Annotated in this window: 19 protein-coding genes; 14 read left to right on the forward strand and 5 right to left on the reverse strand. The window is 59.6% G+C overall.

The window, feature by feature from the left end; translation table 11 throughout:
* Nucleotides 1-236 precede the first annotated feature (236 nt).
* Nucleotides 237-1121: a hypothetical protein gene (locus tag JFN93_RS11095; RefSeq protein WP_199384143.1), complete on the forward strand. Its 885-nt coding sequence runs from the start codon at nucleotides 237-239 to the stop codon at nucleotides 1119-1121.
* 272 nt (nucleotides 1122-1393) lie between these two features.
* Here the strand turns inward: JFN93_RS11095 and katG are convergent, their stop codons facing one another.
* Nucleotides 1394-3586 carry a catalase/peroxidase HPI gene (katG, locus tag JFN93_RS11100; RefSeq protein ID WP_199384144.1) on the reverse strand — a complete coding sequence of 731 codons (2193 nt, stop codon included), beginning with the start codon at nucleotides 3584-3586 and terminating at the stop codon, nucleotides 1394-1396.
* Nucleotides 3587-4036: 450 nt separating this feature from the next.
* Between katG and JFN93_RS11105 the strand changes: the two genes are divergently transcribed.
* The 8 genes from JFN93_RS11105 to JFN93_RS11140 all read left to right on the forward strand — a co-directional run bounded on the left by JFN93_RS11105 (nucleotide 4037) and on the right by JFN93_RS11140 (nucleotide 10910).
* Nucleotides 4037-4657: a cell wall hydrolase gene (locus JFN93_RS11105; protein WP_199384145.1), complete on the forward strand. Its 621-nt coding sequence runs from the start codon at nucleotides 4037-4039 to the stop codon at nucleotides 4655-4657.
* Between the two features lie 29 nt (nucleotides 4658-4686).
* Nucleotides 4687-5430 (forward strand): DUF2459 domain-containing protein, encoded by a 744-nt coding sequence (locus JFN93_RS11110; protein WP_199384146.1) that lies wholly within the window; start codon nucleotides 4687-4689, stop codon nucleotides 5428-5430.
* Nucleotides 5431-5741: 311 nt separating this feature from the next.
* On the forward strand, nucleotides 5742-6311 hold the full coding sequence (locus tag JFN93_RS11115; protein ID WP_199384147.1) for a hypothetical protein: 570 nt from the start codon (nucleotides 5742-5744) through the stop codon (nucleotides 6309-6311).
* 54 nt (nucleotides 6312-6365) lie between these two features.
* Nucleotides 6366-6758, forward strand: a complete 393-nt coding sequence (locus JFN93_RS11120) for a hypothetical protein (RefSeq protein WP_199384148.1) — start codon at nucleotides 6366-6368, stop codon at nucleotides 6756-6758.
* A 564-nt stretch (nucleotides 6759-7322) separates the two neighbouring features.
* Nucleotides 7323-7937, forward strand: a complete 615-nt coding sequence (locus tag JFN93_RS11125; protein WP_199384149.1) for a hypothetical protein — start codon at nucleotides 7323-7325, stop codon at nucleotides 7935-7937.
* 15 nt (nucleotides 7938-7952) lie between these two features.
* On the forward strand, nucleotides 7953-8258 hold the full coding sequence (locus JFN93_RS11130; protein ID WP_199384150.1) for a DUF167 domain-containing protein: 306 nt from the start codon (nucleotides 7953-7955) through the stop codon (nucleotides 8256-8258).
* A 284-nt stretch (nucleotides 8259-8542) separates the two neighbouring features.
* Nucleotides 8543-10171, forward strand: a complete 1629-nt coding sequence (panP, locus tag JFN93_RS11135) for a pyridoxal-dependent aspartate 1-decarboxylase PanP (RefSeq protein WP_199384151.1) — start codon at nucleotides 8543-8545, stop codon at nucleotides 10169-10171.
* 400 nt (nucleotides 10172-10571) lie between these two features.
* Nucleotides 10572-10910, forward strand: coding sequence for a zinc ribbon domain-containing protein YjdM (locus tag JFN93_RS11140; RefSeq protein WP_199384152.1), 339 nt, complete (start codon nucleotides 10572-10574; stop codon nucleotides 10908-10910).
* A 266-nt stretch (nucleotides 10911-11176) separates the two neighbouring features.
* Here JFN93_RS11140 and JFN93_RS11145 read toward each other — a convergent pair whose 3' ends face one another.
* Nucleotides 11177-11659, reverse strand: coding sequence for a GreA/GreB family elongation factor (locus JFN93_RS11145; protein WP_215907743.1), 483 nt, complete (start codon nucleotides 11657-11659; stop codon nucleotides 11177-11179).
* A gap of 188 nt (nucleotides 11660-11847) precedes the next feature.
* Here JFN93_RS11145 and JFN93_RS11150 point away from each other — a divergent pair, with 188 nt between their 5' ends.
* From JFN93_RS11150 to JFN93_RS11160, 3 genes are all read left to right on the forward strand, one after another.
* Nucleotides 11848-12360: a PaaI family thioesterase gene (locus tag JFN93_RS11150; protein WP_199384153.1), complete on the forward strand. Its 513-nt coding sequence runs from the start codon at nucleotides 11848-11850 to the stop codon at nucleotides 12358-12360.
* Between the two features lie 57 nt (nucleotides 12361-12417).
* A complete protein-coding gene (locus JFN93_RS11155; protein WP_199384154.1) occupies nucleotides 12418-12756 on the forward strand; it encodes a hypothetical protein in 339 nt (112 codons plus the stop codon).
* Nucleotides 12757-13314: 558 nt separating this feature from the next.
* Nucleotides 13315-13953: an HAD family hydrolase gene (locus JFN93_RS11160; protein WP_199384155.1), complete on the forward strand. Its 639-nt coding sequence runs from the start codon at nucleotides 13315-13317 to the stop codon at nucleotides 13951-13953.
* 158 nt (nucleotides 13954-14111) lie between these two features.
* Here JFN93_RS11160 and JFN93_RS11165 read toward each other — a convergent pair whose 3' ends face one another.
* The 3 genes from JFN93_RS11165 to JFN93_RS11175 all read right to left on the reverse strand — a co-directional run bounded on the left by JFN93_RS11165 (nucleotide 14112) and on the right by JFN93_RS11175 (nucleotide 15863).
* Nucleotides 14112-15026 (reverse strand): DUF535 family protein, encoded by a 915-nt coding sequence (locus tag JFN93_RS11165; protein WP_199384156.1) that lies wholly within the window; start codon nucleotides 15024-15026, stop codon nucleotides 14112-14114.
* A gap of 289 nt (nucleotides 15027-15315) precedes the next feature.
* Nucleotides 15316-15618: a type II toxin-antitoxin system RelE/ParE family toxin gene (locus tag JFN93_RS11170; RefSeq protein WP_199384157.1), complete on the reverse strand. Its 303-nt coding sequence runs from the start codon at nucleotides 15616-15618 to the stop codon at nucleotides 15316-15318.
* Nucleotides 15618-15863, reverse strand: a complete 246-nt coding sequence (locus JFN93_RS11175) for a type II toxin-antitoxin system ParD family antitoxin (RefSeq protein WP_199384158.1) — start codon at nucleotides 15861-15863, stop codon at nucleotides 15618-15620. Before JFN93_RS11175 ends, JFN93_RS11170 begins: the two co-directional genes overlap by 1 nt.
* A 188-nt stretch (nucleotides 15864-16051) precedes the next feature.
* Here JFN93_RS11175 and JFN93_RS11180 point away from each other — a divergent pair, with 188 nt between their 5' ends.
* Together JFN93_RS11180 and JFN93_RS11185 are read left to right on the forward strand one after the other, a co-directional pair.
* Complete coding sequence (locus tag JFN93_RS11180; protein WP_199384159.1) at nucleotides 16052-16555, forward strand: hypothetical protein; 504 nt, start codon at nucleotides 16052-16054, stop codon at nucleotides 16553-16555.
* A 316-nt stretch (nucleotides 16556-16871) separates the two neighbouring features.
* The gene (locus tag JFN93_RS11185) at nucleotides 16872-17702 is read left to right on the forward strand and encodes a transporter family protein (RefSeq protein WP_199384160.1); all 831 of its coding nucleotides are present in this window, start codon (nucleotides 16872-16874) and stop codon (nucleotides 17700-17702) included.
* The last annotated feature ends 91 nt before the right edge of the window (nucleotides 17703-17793 follow it).

Here is a 17793-nt window from a genome sequence, read left to right on the forward strand (position 1 = left end):
GAGTGTCGCGTTTCGTTCTTCAACGCGACCTACGATTCGGGATGCTGCCTATCATAGACCGCACATTTCTCCTTGTTCGGCTGCTTCCGGCGCTGGTAGTATGGCAGGCATCGATGTTCTCCCCGAACGGTGCGATCACACGCTGCGGGGCACCGGTACCCGAAGTTTCCATCGACCCGTCTCGCATTGCGCCGCGGCTGCCGATGCAGCTTCGCAACGTCAGGCCAGGAGGGAATATGAAACTGTTTCGTTGGCTGATCACCGCCGTCGGTCTGCTTTTGCTTTCCGGGTGCTTCCAGGTAGCCGAGGTGCTGCACGTAAATCCGGACGGCAGCGGAACGGTCGAGGAGACGGTGCTGATCTCGAAGAAATTCCTGGCCCAGATGAAGGCCTTGATGACCGGGATGATGGACGCCCCGGCTGACACCGCCGGAACCGGCCCTGCCGCCACCCCTCCGGTCCCTGCGGCCCCTCCCGCACCACTTGATTTGTACGATCCGGACCTGCTGCGCAAGCAGGCGGGCGACATGGGGGAGGGCGTCACCTTCCGATCGGTCCGCAAGGTGGAAACCGCAGATTTCTCGGGTTTTACCGCGGTCTATGCCTTCGCCGACATCAACCAGCTCAATCTCAACCAGCAGGGCGCCGGTTTGAAGGTGCCGGGGGCGGGAGCGGGACCTTCCATGCCGATGGCTGGTTTCAAATTCACCAAGGGTGCTCCCGGTTCCCCAGCGAAACTCGCCATCGCGCAACCGGCGGCAACGGCACCTCAGGCCGCCCCTTCGGTTCCGGAACCTCCGGCCTTGTCTCCCGATGCCCCCATGGCTGCGCCCGATGAGGAAGCCCGCAAGGTGATGGAGATGTTCAAGGGAATGAAATTCCTGCTGGCGATCGATATCAACGGTTCCATCATCTCCACCAACGCCGCTTTCCGGGACGGCAACCGGATCACGGTGCTCGACTGCGACCTGGACAAACTCGGCAGCGCCCTGGCCGATCCTCAGCTGCGAAACAAGTTGCAAAGCCCTTCGCTGATGGACGCAAGGGCCGCCCTCAAAGGGATGCCCGGGATGAAGGTGGATACGAACGACACGCTTACGGTGGTGTTCGATAAACGTTGACCGCAATCTGCGCAGCGGCGCGCTCCACATGGGGAACGTTGTTCAAAGGTCCAGCCCGGTAAACGATGCGGTCTCCCCGAAGCTGGAGTTTGGCAGCGAGACGGGCATCTCTCCGGTCTTCCCGGAAGAACAAAAAAGCGGCATTTCAGGTGGGTCTGAAATGCCGCCGCTTTCTCATTTGCCCGAATGGTTGGAAGTACCTTCGACTCCTATCGCATCCCAGCCGCGCTTGGATGGCTTCCCTGCCGCCAGCCGCCAAACCCGCTTCAGGATCAGCCAAGGTCGAACCGGTCCAGGTTCATGACCTTGTTCCACGCCGCCACGAAGTCCTGCACGAACTTCTCCTGTGAGTCCTTACAACCATATACTTCCGCGATAGCCCGGAGCTGCGAGTGGGAACCGAAGATGAGGTCGACCCGGGTGGCGGTCCATTTCACCTCGCCGGTGGCGCGATCGCGTCCTTCGAAGAGATCGGCGTCGGCCGAGGTCGGATTCCAGATGGTCCCCATGTCGAGCAGGTTCACAAAGAAGTCGTTGGTGAGCGCGCCTGCCCGCTTGGTGAAGACGCCGTGCGGCGACTGCCCGAAGTTTGCGTCCAGCACGCGCAGGCCGCCGACCAGTGCCGTCATCTCGGGCGCGGTCAGTGTCAGCAGTTGCGCCCGATCCACCAGCATCTCCTCCGCCGAGACGGCGAACTTTGTTCTCTGATAGTTGCGGAATCCATCTGCAGCCGGTTCCAGCACGGCAAAGGCGGCCACATCGGTCTGCTGCTGGGACGCATCGGTGCGCCCAGGCGTGAAGGGAACGGTTAGCGCGTGGCCGGCATTTCTGGCGGCCTGCTCGATGCCGGCGCAGCCGCCCAGGACGATCAGGTCGGCGAGGGAGACCTTTTGGCCGCCGCTCTGGGTGCTGTTGAACGCTTGCTGGATTGACTCGAGGGTTTGCAGCACGGCCTGCAGTTGGGCCGGCTGGTTTACCGCCCAGTCCCTTTGCGGGGCGAGGCGGATGCGCGCCCCGTTGGCCCCGCCGCGCTTGTCGGAGCCGCGGAAGGTTGACGCCGATGCCCACGCCGTTGCAACCAGTTGCGCGATGGACAGCCCGGAGCGGAGGAGCTTTCCCTTGAGCTCGGCGATGTCCCGCTCGTCGATCAAAGGATGGTCGACGGCGGGGACGGGGTCTTGCCAGATGAGCTCTTCCTTCGGGACCAACGGTCCGAGGTAGCGCGCCCGGGGACCCATGTCGCGGTGGGTCAGCTTGAACCAGGCCCGGGCGAAGGCATCGGCGAGCTCTTCGGGATGCTCATGGAAGCGCTTGGATATCGGCCCGTAGATCGGGTCGAGCTTCAGCGCAAGGTCGGTGGTGAGCATCATCGGGGCGCGCCGCTTCGACGGATCGTGGGCGTCGGGCACGGTGGTCCGGGCCGCGGGGTCCTTCGGAATCCACTGGTTGGCGCCGGCCGGACTCTTGGTCAATTCCCAGTCGTAGCCGAACAGGACGTCGAAGTAGCCGTTGTCCCACTGGGTCGGGTTCGTGGTCCAGGCGCCTTCCAGCCCGCTGGTGATCGCGTGCGCTCCTTTGCCGGTGCCGAAGCTGCTTTTCCAGCCGAGCCCCTGTTCCTCGATCCCGGCCCCCTCCGGCTCGGGACCTACCAGGGAGGCATCGCCGGCGCCGTGGCATTTGCCGAAGGTATGCCCGCCGGCGATCAGGGCCACCGTTTCCACGTCGTTCATCGCCATGCGGGCGAAGGTTTCGCGAATGTCCTGGGCGGCGGAGAGCGGGTCCGGGTTCCCGTTGGGCCCTTCCGGATTCACGTAGATCAGACCCATCTGCACGGCAGCGAGCGGGTTTTCCAGGTCGCGGTCGCCCGTGTAGCGTTTGTCACCCAGCCAGGTATCCTCAGCCCCCCAGTAGATGTCCTCCGGCGCTTCCCAGATGTCCGCCCGACCGCCGCCGAACCCGAAGGTCTTGAATCCCATCGACTCCAGGGCGCAGTTGCCTGCGAAGATCAACAGGTCGGCCCAGGAGATTTTCCTGCCGTACTTCTGCTTGATCGGCCACAAAAGCCGGCGCGCCTTGTCGAGGTTTGCGTTGTCGGGCCAGCTGTTGAGGGGCGCAAAGCGCTGGGTGCCGTACCCGGCGCCGCCGCGGCCGTCGCCGGTACGGTAGGTGCCGGCGCTGTGCCATGCCATGCGTATGAACAAAGGTCCGTAGTGGCCGTAATCCGCAGGCCACCACTCCTGTGATGTCGTCATCAGCTCGAAGATGTCCTTCTTCAGGGCTTCGAGGTCGACCGTCTTGAACTCCTCGGCATAGTTGAACGCCTCGCCCATTGGGTTGGAGAGGGCGGAGTGCTGGTGCAGGATCTTGATGTTCAACTGGTTCGGCCACCAGTCCCGGTTGGACCGGCCGGTGGGGGAATGTATGTCAGCTTTACCCGTGAAGGGGCATTTGTTTTCGGTGTCCATGAACTTGGCTCCTTTCACTTCACTGTATGAGTTGAGTTGCCGTTGGCTCATAAGTATACCGCTTTGACATTCAGATGGTATAGGGTTCTTGAATAACTGCTATCGGCTTGGTGACCCCCAAGTCAGTGTTGCCCAGTTTCCATCCAATCCAGTTTTCCCCCCAGATTCGGCTCTGCCCTTTGACTGAAACCTCGTAGCCTTAACAGGTTGAGAGCGTGGTGGATGGAGACGTTGCCAGGGTTCCGCAGGGGGAACCATCGCCTGATTGCCGGTGCCCCATATCCTGTTTGCGCCAATGAATGCCAGTTCTGCCTGTGCGTCGATTTAGCGTGCTAATTGGTCCCGGTTAATAGAAAATGGAAATGCGAAGCTACTGCAACCGCGGTTTCATGAGGAGAGGCGCTCCGCAGGGATTTTCCTCTTCGGAGGCCTACCCTGGAGGTTTGAGCCATGGGCCGATGGGCGCTGGTTATCGGGATTGCGACGATCTGCATGGCAGGCGATGCCGCTGCCGCCGGCGAGTCGCAGCAGGTGGAAGGCGCCACCGCTAAAAAGAAAGCGCACGTGCTGGAGAAAAAAGTTGCCGGCGAGGTAAAAAAGACGGTCCCGGTGGCGCCGATCAAGAAAACGGAAGCCCAGGCGGTCGATCCGGCCGGCAAGGCTCCTCTAAACGATGCCATCACCTGCCTTTCGCGCGCCATCTACTGGGAGGCCCGGGGTGAGGGGCCGGCGGAGATGGAGGCGATCGCCAGCGTGGTCATGAACCGGTTGGGGCATGAGGGATTCCCCGACACCGTATGCAAGGTAGTCAAGGAAGGGCGCAAGCACGGTTCCTGCCAGTTCTCCTGGTGGTGCGACGGCCATTCCAATGTGGCCAAAGACGAGAATTCCTACGCCACCGCCAAAGAAATATCCCGGAGAGCGCTCAACCGGCAACTGCCTGATCGCACCGGCGGCGCCCTCTATTTCCACCTGCGGACGGTGCACCCGCGCTGGGCCAGGGAATACCTCAAGACGGGGGAAATCGGCCGGCACATCTTTTACAAGCCCCGCGGCGGGACGGCGAAATAGATACGCATCCATGGTTGATCGAGGTTCACATGGAAAATCCACGACCAACAGAAGCACCGCGCGGTTTTCCGGAAGGCACGCTGCCGGAACCCTGGCGGGCCCTGCTGGTGGTCGTTATCGCCGTCATGCTCGCGGGGTGCGCTACCGATCAAGGATGGAGATACCTGCCGCCCACCAGGGCCCAGGAACGGTCGATTTTCGTGGTGGGGCACGGATGGCATACCGGGGTCGTGCTCTCTAAAGAGGATTTGGGACCGGAGCTCTCCTTCATCAACGACTATCTTCATGAAGGGCGCTACTACGAGTTCGGTTGGGGTGAGGCGGAATTTTACCAGGCGCAGAAGGTTACTCCGTCGATCTTTTTAAAGGCGGTGTTCTGGAGGAATCCGAGCGTGATGCATGTTGTTTCGGTCCCGGGGAGGCCGGAGCAGTTTTTCACCGGGGCCGACGTTGTAGCGCTCACTTTGTCGGAGACCGGACTGAGGCATTTGAAGGAGAATTTGCGGGCGAGCTTCAAATTCGATAGGGTGGGTCTTCCGCATGCCTTGAAGAAAGGGCTTTATGGTGAAAGCAGGTTCTTTCAGGCGGAAGGGCAGTACGTCATAACCGATACCTGTAACACGTGGACCGCGAAGATGCTGGATAGCGGCGGGGTGCCGATGAATACGGTTTTCACCGTGCGTGCCGTGAGTGTGATGAGGCAGGTCAAGAAGGCGCAAAGGGAGTATCCGGGGATGCGGCCAGTGGGGCAGGCGGTGCCGGCATTGCAGTAAGGGCCTTCTTTTCCACGGCGAGCTGGGCCCCATTTTTTACCCCTGTAGGGGGGCTGTTCCTGGCGCCGGTGGGGCCGGCTGTGCCGACTCTGCGTTGATGGCGATTGTCCGGCAACCGGCAGGTTACCCTGTGGGAGCGCCTTTCCAGGCGCGATTAGCGGTAAGCACCGTCACCGCCTTCGGCGGATCGCGCCAGGAATGGCGCTCCCACAGGGTAAGCAGTTGCATTTCCCCCCGCCCCCCGACCCCTCAAAATTGACTAACCATATGAAAAGAGACTAACATTTAGCAAAAAGGAGGAGGCGTGAACCATGGTCAATACACCACTTATCGGTTCTGTTGTTCTCATTGTCGTTGCGGTTCTGGCGATCGTTGCGGCAATCTATCTGCGTAACCGCCGCACGGAACGGCTGCGCGGCCGGTTCGGGCCGGAGTATGACCGAACGGTACGGGAAAGCGCCAGCCGTTCGCGAGCTGAAGCGGATCTCCAAAAGCGCGAGGCTCGGGTGGAGCGGCTGCGCATCAAACCGCTCACTGCGGACGAAACCGCCCGGTTTACCGAGGCGTGGCATCGGGTCCAGACCCAATTCGTCGACGATCCCAAAGGTGCAGTGACCGCCGCGGACCGGCTTCTGGGGGAAGTCATGTCGGCTCGGGGGTATCCGGTAAGCGATTTCGATCAGCGGGCGGCCGACATATCCGTGGACCATCCGCGGGTCGTCGATAACTACCGGGCCGGCCACGACATCGCCCTGCGCCATGCCCGCGGTCAGGCGACCACCGAGGATTTACGGCAGGCCATGCTCAACTACCGGGCGCTTTTCGACGAATTGGTCGGCGAGGCCCCGCACCCGGGCGAGCATCTGCCTCATGCTGCGTAGCAGCGGGAGCCGTATCACGAAAGGTAAACGAAGGTTCAGGTCAGAGGTGAGATCATGTTCGACGAAAGGGACGAGCAAAGAAATGAAGGTTTGACGACGGCTACGCTGGCCGGCGCGGGGGAAGGAAAGGTTTCAGAGCCTGGCGCGGCAGCGGTGCAAATTGATGAGCAGGAGCGTGTGGCGCCGCTTTTTGCCGGCGACGAGGCGCAGCATCTGCATGCCCGCTGGGACGCGATCCAGGGGGCTTTCGTGGACCATCCGCGCGAGGCCGTTGAAGAGGCGGACAAGCTGGTTGCGGCGACGATGAAGCGTCTGGCGGAGATGTTCTCCGAGGAACGGGCCGGATTGGAAGGTCAATGGGATCGGGGCGATGATGTCTCGACCGAGGACTTACGGCAGGCGCTGCGGCGCTACCGGTCCTTTTTCAACCGGCTGCTTAAGATCTGAACCGGGGAGGAAGTCATATCGCAGAGGACGCCGAGGAAAGGCTTTGTGGAGAAAGGCTTTGGTTGACAGGGATGAACAGGATGAATGGGATGTTTAGCGTACGCTGTGGGAGCGCCATTCCAGGCTCGATTGATACAACCGGTTATTACCGCCTCCGGCGGATCGCGCCAGGAATGGCGCTCCCACCGGGAAAAGATAGATTTCCTCGAATCTTGACAGGGATGTCGCTCCTATAGCACACCAGGGACCACCTCCGTAGGGGCGCAGCAGGCTGCACCCATTCCACCTCCGTTTCATAAGGCAGGATGCACCATCCTTCCTGTTGCTGTTTAGCGTAAATTTCATGATCCCCTCTCCCTTTGCAACCTCCTCACCCCGACCCTCTCCCGGCGGGAGAGGGTGGTTACGGGCGTCAGGATGAAGATTGACGCCAATCAGGTTCCTGTTTGGTGAATCCACAGCTCTGTACTCTGGGATTCGGCTGGTGTATGGTAGGGCGGCTGGCACTAGGAGCGCAACATTGAGACTTGGCGGTTCGTTCTGTAACTGACCGTGGGGCCGGATATGAAGCTTTACCTTGCTACTTACTGCACCCTGACTGTCTTTGCGTTTGCCCTGATAGTTATCAATCGGCGTAGCTGCATCCTGCTCCAGCCCGACTATCGGCGCTTCCTGGCGGTGCGATGGAAGGTCGTCACCTTTCTGCTCGGAGCGGTCGGGACTTCGATCATCGCACCCTACACCGGGGACCCCACCTGGGACTACTACGACGCCTTCTTCATGTCGACCTTCACCTTCCTTTCCGCGCCCTGGGCCATCGGCATCTTCTGGAAGGCGCTGCGCCGGCAGTGCCGCTGGTGGGAGCTTTACTGCGCCGTTTGCCTCGGGCTTTTCTCGGCCAGTTGGTCCTACGACCTCTACATCTTGCTGCGGGACGGCTCCTACACGCCGATGTGGCGGGAGAACCTCTACGCCTCGTCGTTTCTCTACCTCCTGGCCGGGCTTTTCTGGAACCTGGAATGGCGGACGGGGCGCGGGGCGACCTTCGCCTTTTTCCACGCAGGGTGGCCGAGCGCGCCGGAAAAACACCCCATCGGGCGCATCATCTGGTACATCCTGCCGGTGTCCCTTGTGGTTGCCTGGCTGTTCATCGAGTTCGTCATCCGGAATAACGGGTGAAAGGATATTGCAGCAATGACGAAGAGGCCTTTTTATACCTGGGAGGGAGACACTCTCGTGCTTAACATCCTCGGTACACCCAACGCCAAGCGGGATGCGATCGGCAAGGTGAAGGGGCACCAGCTTTGCGTCAGTGTGACGGAGTTTCCCCGCGCCGGGCGGGCAACCGACCACATGGTGCGGTTTCTGGCTGAGGAATTCGAGGTGCGGGTTTCGGATATCGAGGTCGTCTTCGGGCGGATGAACGTGAATAAGCAACTGCGGATCAAGGCGCCGAAACGGTTGCCGGCGGTCATCGGGCAGCAGGAGCTGGGGCGGTAAGTGGGGTGTCTTTTGGGCTGAGCGCGCCCGGAATGGCGCTCCCACAGTAGTCATTCGGAGCCTTGGTATTGCCGGCAGGACCGCTCGTTTGCCTTTCGATGCATGGCCCGTTGTGCAGAGGGGGGGAGCGACGGGGGTGGTCGGAAGACCAGCGCGGGCAACGACATTAGGGAAAATCTATCTCCCCCCCCTTTTTCCTAGATATCTCGGCCTTTTTCTGTTACATCTCCGTATACACTTTCGCCTCAGGGCTATCCCCGTTTAAAAACGGTGACTTAACTGCCATGCCTAAATCTAGAGAACTTGCCCAGGCCAACCTGGAGACCTTGTACCGGATCTTTACCGTTCCCGTGGCCCCCGAATCGACACTCGGGGAGATCGACAAGGCAATCACCGACGACCTCACCGGCTTTCTGCAGCAGCACATCGTAGCGGTCGAGCGCGACCTGGACGAGATCGAGGGCGATTTCTCCCAGTCCCGCATCCCGGAAGAGCCCACCTACGTTTCCGACTACACCGATTTTCTCAAGGAGAAGCTGGTCTCCCAGTCGGTGCACACCGCCTCGCCCGGCTTCATCGGGCACATGACCTCGGCGCTGCCGTACTTCATGCTCCCGCTCTCCCGGATTTTGACCGCATTGAACCAGAACCTGGTCAAGGTGGAGACCTCGCGCGCCTTTACGCCCATGGAGCGGCAGGTGCTGGCGATGATCCACCGGCTGATCTACGCCCAAAGCGACGAGTTCTACCGCGAGTGGATCCAGAACAACCGCTACGCGCTGGGCGCTTTCTGCTCCGGCGGCACCATCGCCAACGTCACCGCGCTCTGGGCGGCGCGCAACCGACTCTGCGGGCCGTCGGGCGACTTCAAGGGGATCGCGCGGGAAGGGCTGGTCAAGGCGCTTCGGCACCTGGACTGCCAGGGGCTCGCCGTCCTGGTCTCCCGGCGCGGGCACTACTCGCTGGGCAAGGCGGCCGACGTCCTGGGGATTGGGCGGGATAACCTGATCGCGGTCGATACCGACGGGAACAACCGGATCGACCTGGTCCGGCTTCGGGAACAGTGCGCGCGGCTGAAAGGGGAGGGAATCCGTCCGTTGGCGATCATCGGCATCGGGGGGACCACCGAGACCGGCAACGTGGACCCGCTGGAGGCTCTGGCCGATCTGGCCGGGGAGCTTGGCTGCCATTTCCATGTGGATGCCGCCTGGGGCGGGCCGACCCTTTTCTCCGACCGCTACCGCGGTCTGCTGCGGGGGATCGAGAGGGCGGACTCGGTAACCATCGACGCGCACAAGCAGCTCTACGTCCCGATGGGGGCGGGGATGGTCCTGTTCAAGGACCCGGCCACGCTTTCCTCCATCGAGCACCATGCCGCCTATATCATCCGCCGCGGGTCCCGGGACCTGGGGAGCCGCACCCTGGAAGGTTCGCGCCCCGGGATGGCGATGCTGGTGCACGCCGGGCTCTCCATCATCGGCCGCAAGGGATACGAACTTCTCATCAACCAAGGGATTGAGCGCGCCCGCCGTTTCGCCCGGCTCATCGACGCCCATTCCGAATTTGAACTGGTGTCGGAGCCCGAGCTCAACATCCTTACCTACCGCTACCTCCCGAGCTGGGCGCAGCAGGTGCTGGCGGAAGCCGTGCCGGAGCGCCGGGCGCAGATCAACGAGATCCTGGACAAGGTCATCGAGACCATGCAGAAGCGGCAGCGCGAGGCGGGGAAAACGTTCGTTTCCCGCACCCGGCTCGCCCCGGGGCGCTACGGCGGCGACACCATCACGGTCTTCCGGGTGGTCCTGGCGAACCCGTTGACCACCGACGACATCCTCTCCGCAGTGCTGGAAGAAGAGTGCGAAATCGCCTCGCAGCCGGATATTCAGGCCATGCTGGAGCAGATCAAGGGGTAGATTGGTGCCACGTTGGCACCGAGATCTGGAAAAAAGACAAGCGCCACAGAGGCGCAGGGATCATGGTGAAAAAAGGAGGCAGGTAACCCCCTCATTTCTCGATGACTTCTGTACCTGTGTGGCGTTTTGCTGTGATTGCCTTTGACTTTGCGAAGGCTCTCTATTACTTTCTTCGGTTGCTGCGGATACCTGCCCGAGGCCCAAACCGGTTCGGCTCTGCCACGTGGGGCATACGGGTGCCCGCCTGCAGCGTTGACGGATCGGGCGGGACCTATTCTGTAGGAGCGCCTTTCCAGGCGCGATCCGCCGAAGGCGGTGAGAATGGGTGTGGTTAATCGCCTGAAAAGGCGCTCCCACCGGGTAGTCCGCCGAAAAATATCAAATCACTGACAGGAGTAGTATGAGCACGTTGCCCAAATGCCCGAAGTGCAGTTCGGAATACACCTATGAAGACGGGGAGATGTACGTCTGCCCGGAGTGCGCCCACGAATGGCCGATCGCTGCGGCGGAAAGTAGCGAGGAGAGTCGGGTCATCCGCGACGCGTTCGGCAACGTCCTCAACGACGGCGACTCGGTAACGGTGATCAAGGATCTGAAGATCAAAGGTTCTTCGTTGGTAGTAAAGGTAGGCACCAAGGTAAGGAACATCCGCCTCATCGACGGGGATCACGACATAGATTGCAAGATCGACGGCATCGGCGCGATGCAGCTGAAGTCGGAGTTCGTGAAAAAGGCGTAAATTCAAGGTGGGAGGGTGTGGGCAGTTCCTTGTAGGAACCGGTCTTTGCTGCGCACCTAAGCCCGAAAAGTCCCCCTTTGGCAAAGGGGGATTGAGGGGGATTTGAGGTCCTGACCCAAGGGGTTAACAAAGACATCAGAACCAAATCCCCCCAGCTCTCCTTTGATAAAGGGGGGAGATAAAGTTGGCTCTTACCCCCGCTATCGAGGTGTTCTATCGCGACAGGAATGTCGCTCCTACACCTGCGGGATAGGGCCGTCGCGCCTTCAGCAAAGGTCCACAATTTCATACTCGATCCGCTTGGCGCCCGTGGCGATGTCGGCGGTGTCGCCCACGGATTTGCCGAGGAGTTCCTTGCCTAAAGGCGAGGTGGGGGTGATGACCATGATCTCCCTGCCGTCGTGGCAGATCTTTCGCCCGCCTTCGACCGGGCCGATAAAGACCGACCTGCTGGAGCCGTTGTCGGCTTCGAGCGTTACCAGCGAAGCCAGCTTGACGACTTCGCTTTCGGTTGCGACGGCCAGCTGCCGGTAGATGTTGATCGACTCGCGGATCTCCTGGGCACGGTTTGCCTGCCCTTGGGCGACGTACGAGGATTCCAGCGCCAAGGTGTCGTACTTGTTGTCCGGCTGGCATTCTTCGTGGGTCGCCGCCGCGTGGGCGGATTTTGCCGCGCGCAGGAACAGGTCCAGGTCGGCACTCAGCTGGTCGATGATATCTTGTACGATTTCTGCTTTGGTGATCGTCATGTGGTGAAAATGCTCCGCTGTCCTTGGATGGTGGGGCTGGGGGGATCGGTTCAGCCCGAGCCGCCCAGAATACCACATCTGCCGATCCAAGGAAACCTTCCCTGACAGCTGACGTTTTCTGGCTCCAGCCCTGCGTGCTGGCAAGGCACGCGCTGCAAATCGACCGGTACCGTTGAAAAGGAGGACCCATGGCAAAAACACCGCACAAGGTTGCGCGCAAGCAATACAACTCGAAACTCTGCTTCATCTGCGGGTTGCAGAACAACTCGGGACTCAAGGCTTCTTTTTACGAGACGGAGGCTGGCGAGCTGATCGCCACCTTTTATCCGACCGAGGAACACCAGAGCTACCCGGGGCGGCTGCACGGCGGGATCGCTTCCGCCATCCTAGACGAGACCATCGGCCGGGCCATCCTGATCGGGAGCGAAGAAGACATCTGGGGAGTGACGACGGAGCTGACCCTGCGCTATTTGAAGCCGGTTCCGCTTGATCGCCAGGTACGCGTGATCGCCAGGATCACCAGCCAGAACCGGCGCTTCTTCGAAGGAACCGGGGAGATCGTACTGGAAAACGGCGAGGTCGCGGTCACCGCTTCGGGAAAATACCTGAAGGCCAAGATCGACAGTGTCGACTTCGATACCGAAGTGAACCAATGGAAGGTTGTCCCGGAGCCGAGCGATCCGGAAGTCATCGAGCTATAAAAAGCAGGGGGCGGAGGCTTTTTCACCACCGCCTGGATGGCTGACAAGGAGTCTTCAATGAAAGTGCCCCTGGTTACGTTAGCTCTGGTCATGGCAGTGTTGGTCGGCCCGGTTCGCGCGGAGGATTCCCGGAACGCCTTCTGTGAGAAGGCCTGCAAGCAAGCGGCCGATTACTATTGGGACGTTCTTTCGCTCAACACGTCGGGAACTCCCAAAGACGCAGACATCAAGCGGATCCGCGCGAAATATGACCTGGTTCCCGACGTGCTGGCTGTCAGCATCGCGGAACGGGCTGCGTTGGTTTACCAGCAGTTCGGTCGCGAGGTCCTCAACTACAAGGAGGAGATGAACGCCGAGATCGTCGGCATCTGTTCCGAATCCTGCAAGGAAGATTGAATCTTCATTTGAGCTGAACCGCCTCCCCCAGATTTTGCCCTCTGCGCTATTCACCAGCCGAGTTCCATCACGAAGACATACCGGCCCGACTTTTTTTCCTGCCAGCGGGTATCCCGTGACGTTCAGGGCGTGCTTTTCCTCCTTTCACTCCTGCCACTTGTCAGCGGGTGATCAGGACAGGAACGCCGCTCCTTGTATAAGGGCGGAAGTGGCCTTTTCTGTGGGAGCGCCTTTCCTGGCGCGATCCGCCGGAGGCGGTGAGTTCGGTTGTTGTTATTCGCGCCTGGAAAGGCGCTCCCACAGGTTGGCGCTACCTTGCCTTCTTAACGCAGATGGGATCGCGACAGGAATGTCGTTCCAGGACTGGCCTGCGGCAAGCTGATCGGGACCTTGGAACGGGCCTAGTTGAGCGGGGGGGGGGAAGATAATGGGGGTGCTCCTGGTGAGGGGCACCCCCTTTTATCTTCGGAAAATCCCTGTCTCAAGCCGGGAGCTCATGCGGTAGAATGGTCACTTCTATTTCGGGCTCGGCAATCGTCCAGGGAAAGGGGAAACGAGATGACCGCAATAACGACGCTTTTTCTCGATATCGGGGGAGTCCTTTTAACCAACGGGTGGGACCGCAAGGCCAGGCGGTCTGCGGCTCAGAAGTTCGTGCTCGACTACGAGGAAATGAACGAGAGGCACCATCTTACCTTCGACACCTATGAGGCCGGCAAGCTGTCGCTGGAGGAATACCTGGACCGGGTGGTGTTTTACGAGGAGCGATCGTTTTCCCGGGAGCAGTTCCGGCAGTTCATGTTCGCCCAGTCGCAACCCATTCCGGAGATGATCGATCTGGTCGTCGGGCTCAAGCCCCGCTACGGGCTGAAGGTGGCGGCGGTCCACAACGAGGGGCGGGAACTGAACAGCCACCGGATTCAGTCTTTCAACCTCGGCAGCTTCATCGATTTTTTCATCTCCTCTTGTTTCGTCCACTTCCGCAAACCCGATGCCGATATCTTCCGGGTAGCTCTCGATGTGGCGCAGGTGGCGCCGGAGCAAGTTATGTACATCGAGGACCGGCCCATGTTCGTCGATATCGCTCGCGGCCTGGGGATCAATGCCATCTTGCATCTTGGAGTGGAAACAACGCGGCGGGAGCTGGAGGAGTTCGGCTTGGTACTGACACCATCGTCACCCCCTCCTTCTTCTTAAGGGTGACGCTTCGGTGCGGGGGAGCCGGTCCTGGTGTGGGGTTTGCCGGAGAGGGGGGGGCGGGCGCAGCTTGCTGCGCCCCTAGGTAGCAAGTTCAGCTGCGGCGAGGTTGGGCAGCTCAATCTGCTGTTGAACTTCATCAGTGGCGTGCCCATGGTTCATTGATCATTGTTCTTCAGGCATTCTTTCTTGAAGGTCTGGCGTACGTGCTGGATCATCTGGGTTTCGGTTTCGTACTTAATTTTCTTTCGGGTCCGGTGTTTTGTTGAGGCATCGGACGGATGCTGGGGGGTGAGAGGAATGCTGAAGACCCGAGGCGTAGCGGCGGTTCCTCCCACATCCTCCCAGAACCTGTCGTAATTGAAAAAACTGCAGGTATGGCAAAGCTTTTGGCGGCAAAAGGCGAGTTGGTCGACGGTACGGACTCCGGCGAGGGTGCTGACCTGAAGCGCCTGGGCGACGCCTCGGGCGGAGGCAAGCAAAACCTCTTGGGGCCGGAGTCCGTTGAAAGCCTTGGTTGCCGAATGGACCGATTCCAGCGCATTGCGTGCTCCCTGGAGCCGCGAGATGTAGAGGGCCTGGCGACCCGGTAGCGCAACGATCCTGGACGGAACGAAGGCGAACGCCAACGCATAGAAGGGGGTGTCGTTCTCCTTCAGGATCAGGGAAAGTTCTCCTTCGAAGATGATCGCATCCAGCTCTATGCAGATCCGGTAAAGACTCTGCTCGCAGGCGTGTTCCCACAAAACGATTTCATCTTCAGTGATCCGGGCGACGAACTCGGGCAGAAAGTGATGCTTGAGAAAGTAATAGTGGTTCAAGAAGATGCGCAGACGTTCACCCTTGTTGAAAGAGAGGGCCAGGTAATTGAACTTGAGCTTGGAAATTTCCTGGGGATAGAGTTGGCAAATCGCGCGGAAGCGGCTGTTGGCGAAAATGACTTTGAAAACGAGTCCCCAGGCGGCATCGAAGATCAATCTTCCGAGCAAGCGAAGCCGGTCGGTGATATAGCGGGCTGGTCCATGTTTGATGATTCGGTGGCGTTCCCTGGTCAGACGATGGGTGAGCTTCATGGTGGTCTCCCCGTAAACGCAATTTCGAGGGGGGGCTTGCGAGGGTAGGAGCGTTCCCTGGACCAGTGCCGGATCTCCGAATGGGGCGGCAACCGGGTGGGAAAGGATGAATTCTACCAGAGATTGGCGGGCGTAAAGTAGGAGGCGTGATGTCAGGCGAGGGGGCAATCGGCAGTGTTGTTGCCGGGAAGGAGTCAGTGGAAAAGGCAGCTCAGCGGGCTGCTTTTTTTATCTGTAGATATTGCGTGACACCACCTGTCATAACGCCGAAACGCTTGCATGAGTGGTGTCAGCTGCCCGAAATTCTGGATTCAAGGTCCATCCGGGCATGAAGTATTCTGACAACTTCGATGGTATCTGGTGCTGATGTTCGGTAAAAGATGACATGACTTCCTGCGTTTGCCTTTCGATACCCGAAACGGATGTCGCTGCAATCTTTTCCTTTGAGTGGATCGGCGGCCAGTTGCTGAAAAACATGATGGCGGCTGCCCAGGTACTTGTTTCGTTGACTGCGTCCCCATTTCGCCTCGGTATAGCGGCCGATTTCTTTCAGATCCTCTTTGGCCCTTTCGGTCAAGGTGAACAGTGCCATCACGGCAAGCCTTCTGCATCAAGTTCTTCGATCAACTTTTCGAGGGAATATTCTACGGTTCCGGATTCTTCTCCTTCTTGCAAGGCGCGGCGCAACATCACCAATTTCGTTTCCCGCTCCTCCAGCAACCTCAGGCCGGCACGGATTGCCTCGCTGGCAGAAGCGAACCGTCCATTCGCAATCTGCTCGGAAATGAATTTCTCATAGTATGCACCGATGGTAACACTCGTGTTCTTCGCAGCCATGAAGTACCTCCTCCGTTTCTCCAAGATCCAGCATATAATATTTATTGGTATCGGGCAATTGAACCTTTGGCTTATAGTGAACGTTTGCCGATACGGGCTGTTGCCGCTCGAATGACTTCAGCAATCGCGGGGAAGCACCGATAGGTCAACCAAACATTGCCGAGAAACGACGTCGTACCGGAGGAATCATGCTGGCCGGAGTACGCGGGACCGTGGTAACAGCTTTTCTGCTCTTGATCGTTGATGCGGTGCTGGTCAACACGGTCTTCATGGCTGGGATCGTTCTCTTGGTCGGGATTCCGGTGTTGCTGGTTAAACTTGTCCTGTACCGGAAGGAGCGCGAGCGGCGCAGGCTCCTGTTGAAACGGGCGGCGGTCTGGGGCGCCATGGTGGTCCTCAGCATCGCCGCGCTCATCGGCAACGATTCCCTTGCCGTGCGCAGAGCGGAAAAGGTCATCGCCGCCTGTGAGGCGTTCCGCGGAAAAACCGGCGCCTATCCTGAGAAACTCTCCCAACTGGTCCCCGGATACCTCCCAAAGATCCCGCTGGCGAAACCGTTCGTTACCGTCGGCGACAAATTCCAGTATCATGCCGACCCCGCCGATCATTGTCTCAGCTACACCACGGTCCCCCCCTACGGCAGAATGTGCTATCACCTCGAAAAGAGGCATTGGGAGGCTTTGAACGACTAGCAGCGGTTCACCCGCAGGTCTCATTAAAGAGCTGCGGGTGATCTTGACCATAGGAAAATAGATAAAAAGGTGCAGTAAAACACGTAATTGCCAGCCTTATTGTGTGAACTAGCCTCATTTCAAGTTGTAATTGCTGTCTATATGATGTATGTAATGAGGACTTGACCTCTCTCATAATTCAGCATCACGCCCCGCTTCTTCCATTCCTCTTAGGTTTCTCCCTGCTGAGATAGCAATCGAATGGTCGGTAATGCCTGTGCCGTGATGCGTATCATGGGAGAGGATGATCTACAATTTTGTGTGAAGGAGGATGTTGATGAAGAAGATGATCCTGGCCGCCGTCGGCGTCATGCTGGCAGCTACCCCCGCGCTGGCAGAACACAAGCTGCTGGTGACCGATGTTCTCGATCCGAAACAGGTCGAGGCGCAGGCGAAGTTCGAACACACCTATCTTTCCGGAAGCCTCAGCAACCCGAGTGGGACCACCTCGGTCCGGGCCACCGAATCCCTTTACTCCGTCGGCGTGGGGCTGCTCCCCGGCCTGGAGATGACGGCGTTTATCCCGTATGTGTTCAATGAGCGGGAGAAGGCCCAGTTCACCGGGTTCGACCCGGAGGTCGATAAAAAGGACGGCTTCGGAGACTTCGCCCTCGAGGCGAAGTACCGCCTGCTGGGTGGCGAGCACGAGCCGTTCACCGTGGTTGCCGGCCTGGACCTCAAGTTCGACACCGCCGGGAACAAAAATGGCGATGCCGGGACCGGAACTACCGACTTTGCCCCTTTCATCGCCGCCAGTGCCAACCTCGGCCACCACACCATTCCCTACGCCATCTACCAGGCCACCCTGCGCAACCACGATACCCGGGACACCCACACCATCTCGCTGGGGCTGGAGAAGGAACTGAACGAGACCTTCACGCTGGATGGGCGGTTCGACGCCAACTTCAATACTTCTGACGACACCGTGACTGCAAATGAGCGTTACGTGTTCGAGCTGGCAAGCTACATCCAGGTGGCGCACAACCTCTACGTGCTGCCCGCCGCCGCCTACATCAAAGAAAGCGACTCGACCCTCAAGGCAACGAACACCAAGATCGGCTCCGTTGATGGCTACCGCGTCGGTGCTTCGCTGTACTACCTGTACTAACCCGGTTCATATCTAAGCTGAGAAAAGCCGCCCACCGGTCATGCCCGGGGGCGGCTTTTCTTGTTTCAGACCGGTGTTGTGGACTTCCGCT

The sequence above is a fragment of the Geomesophilobacter sediminis genome (assembly GCF_016458275.1).
Lineage (GTDB): Bacteria > Desulfobacterota > Desulfuromonadia > Geobacterales > Geobacteraceae > Geomesophilobacter > Geomesophilobacter sediminis.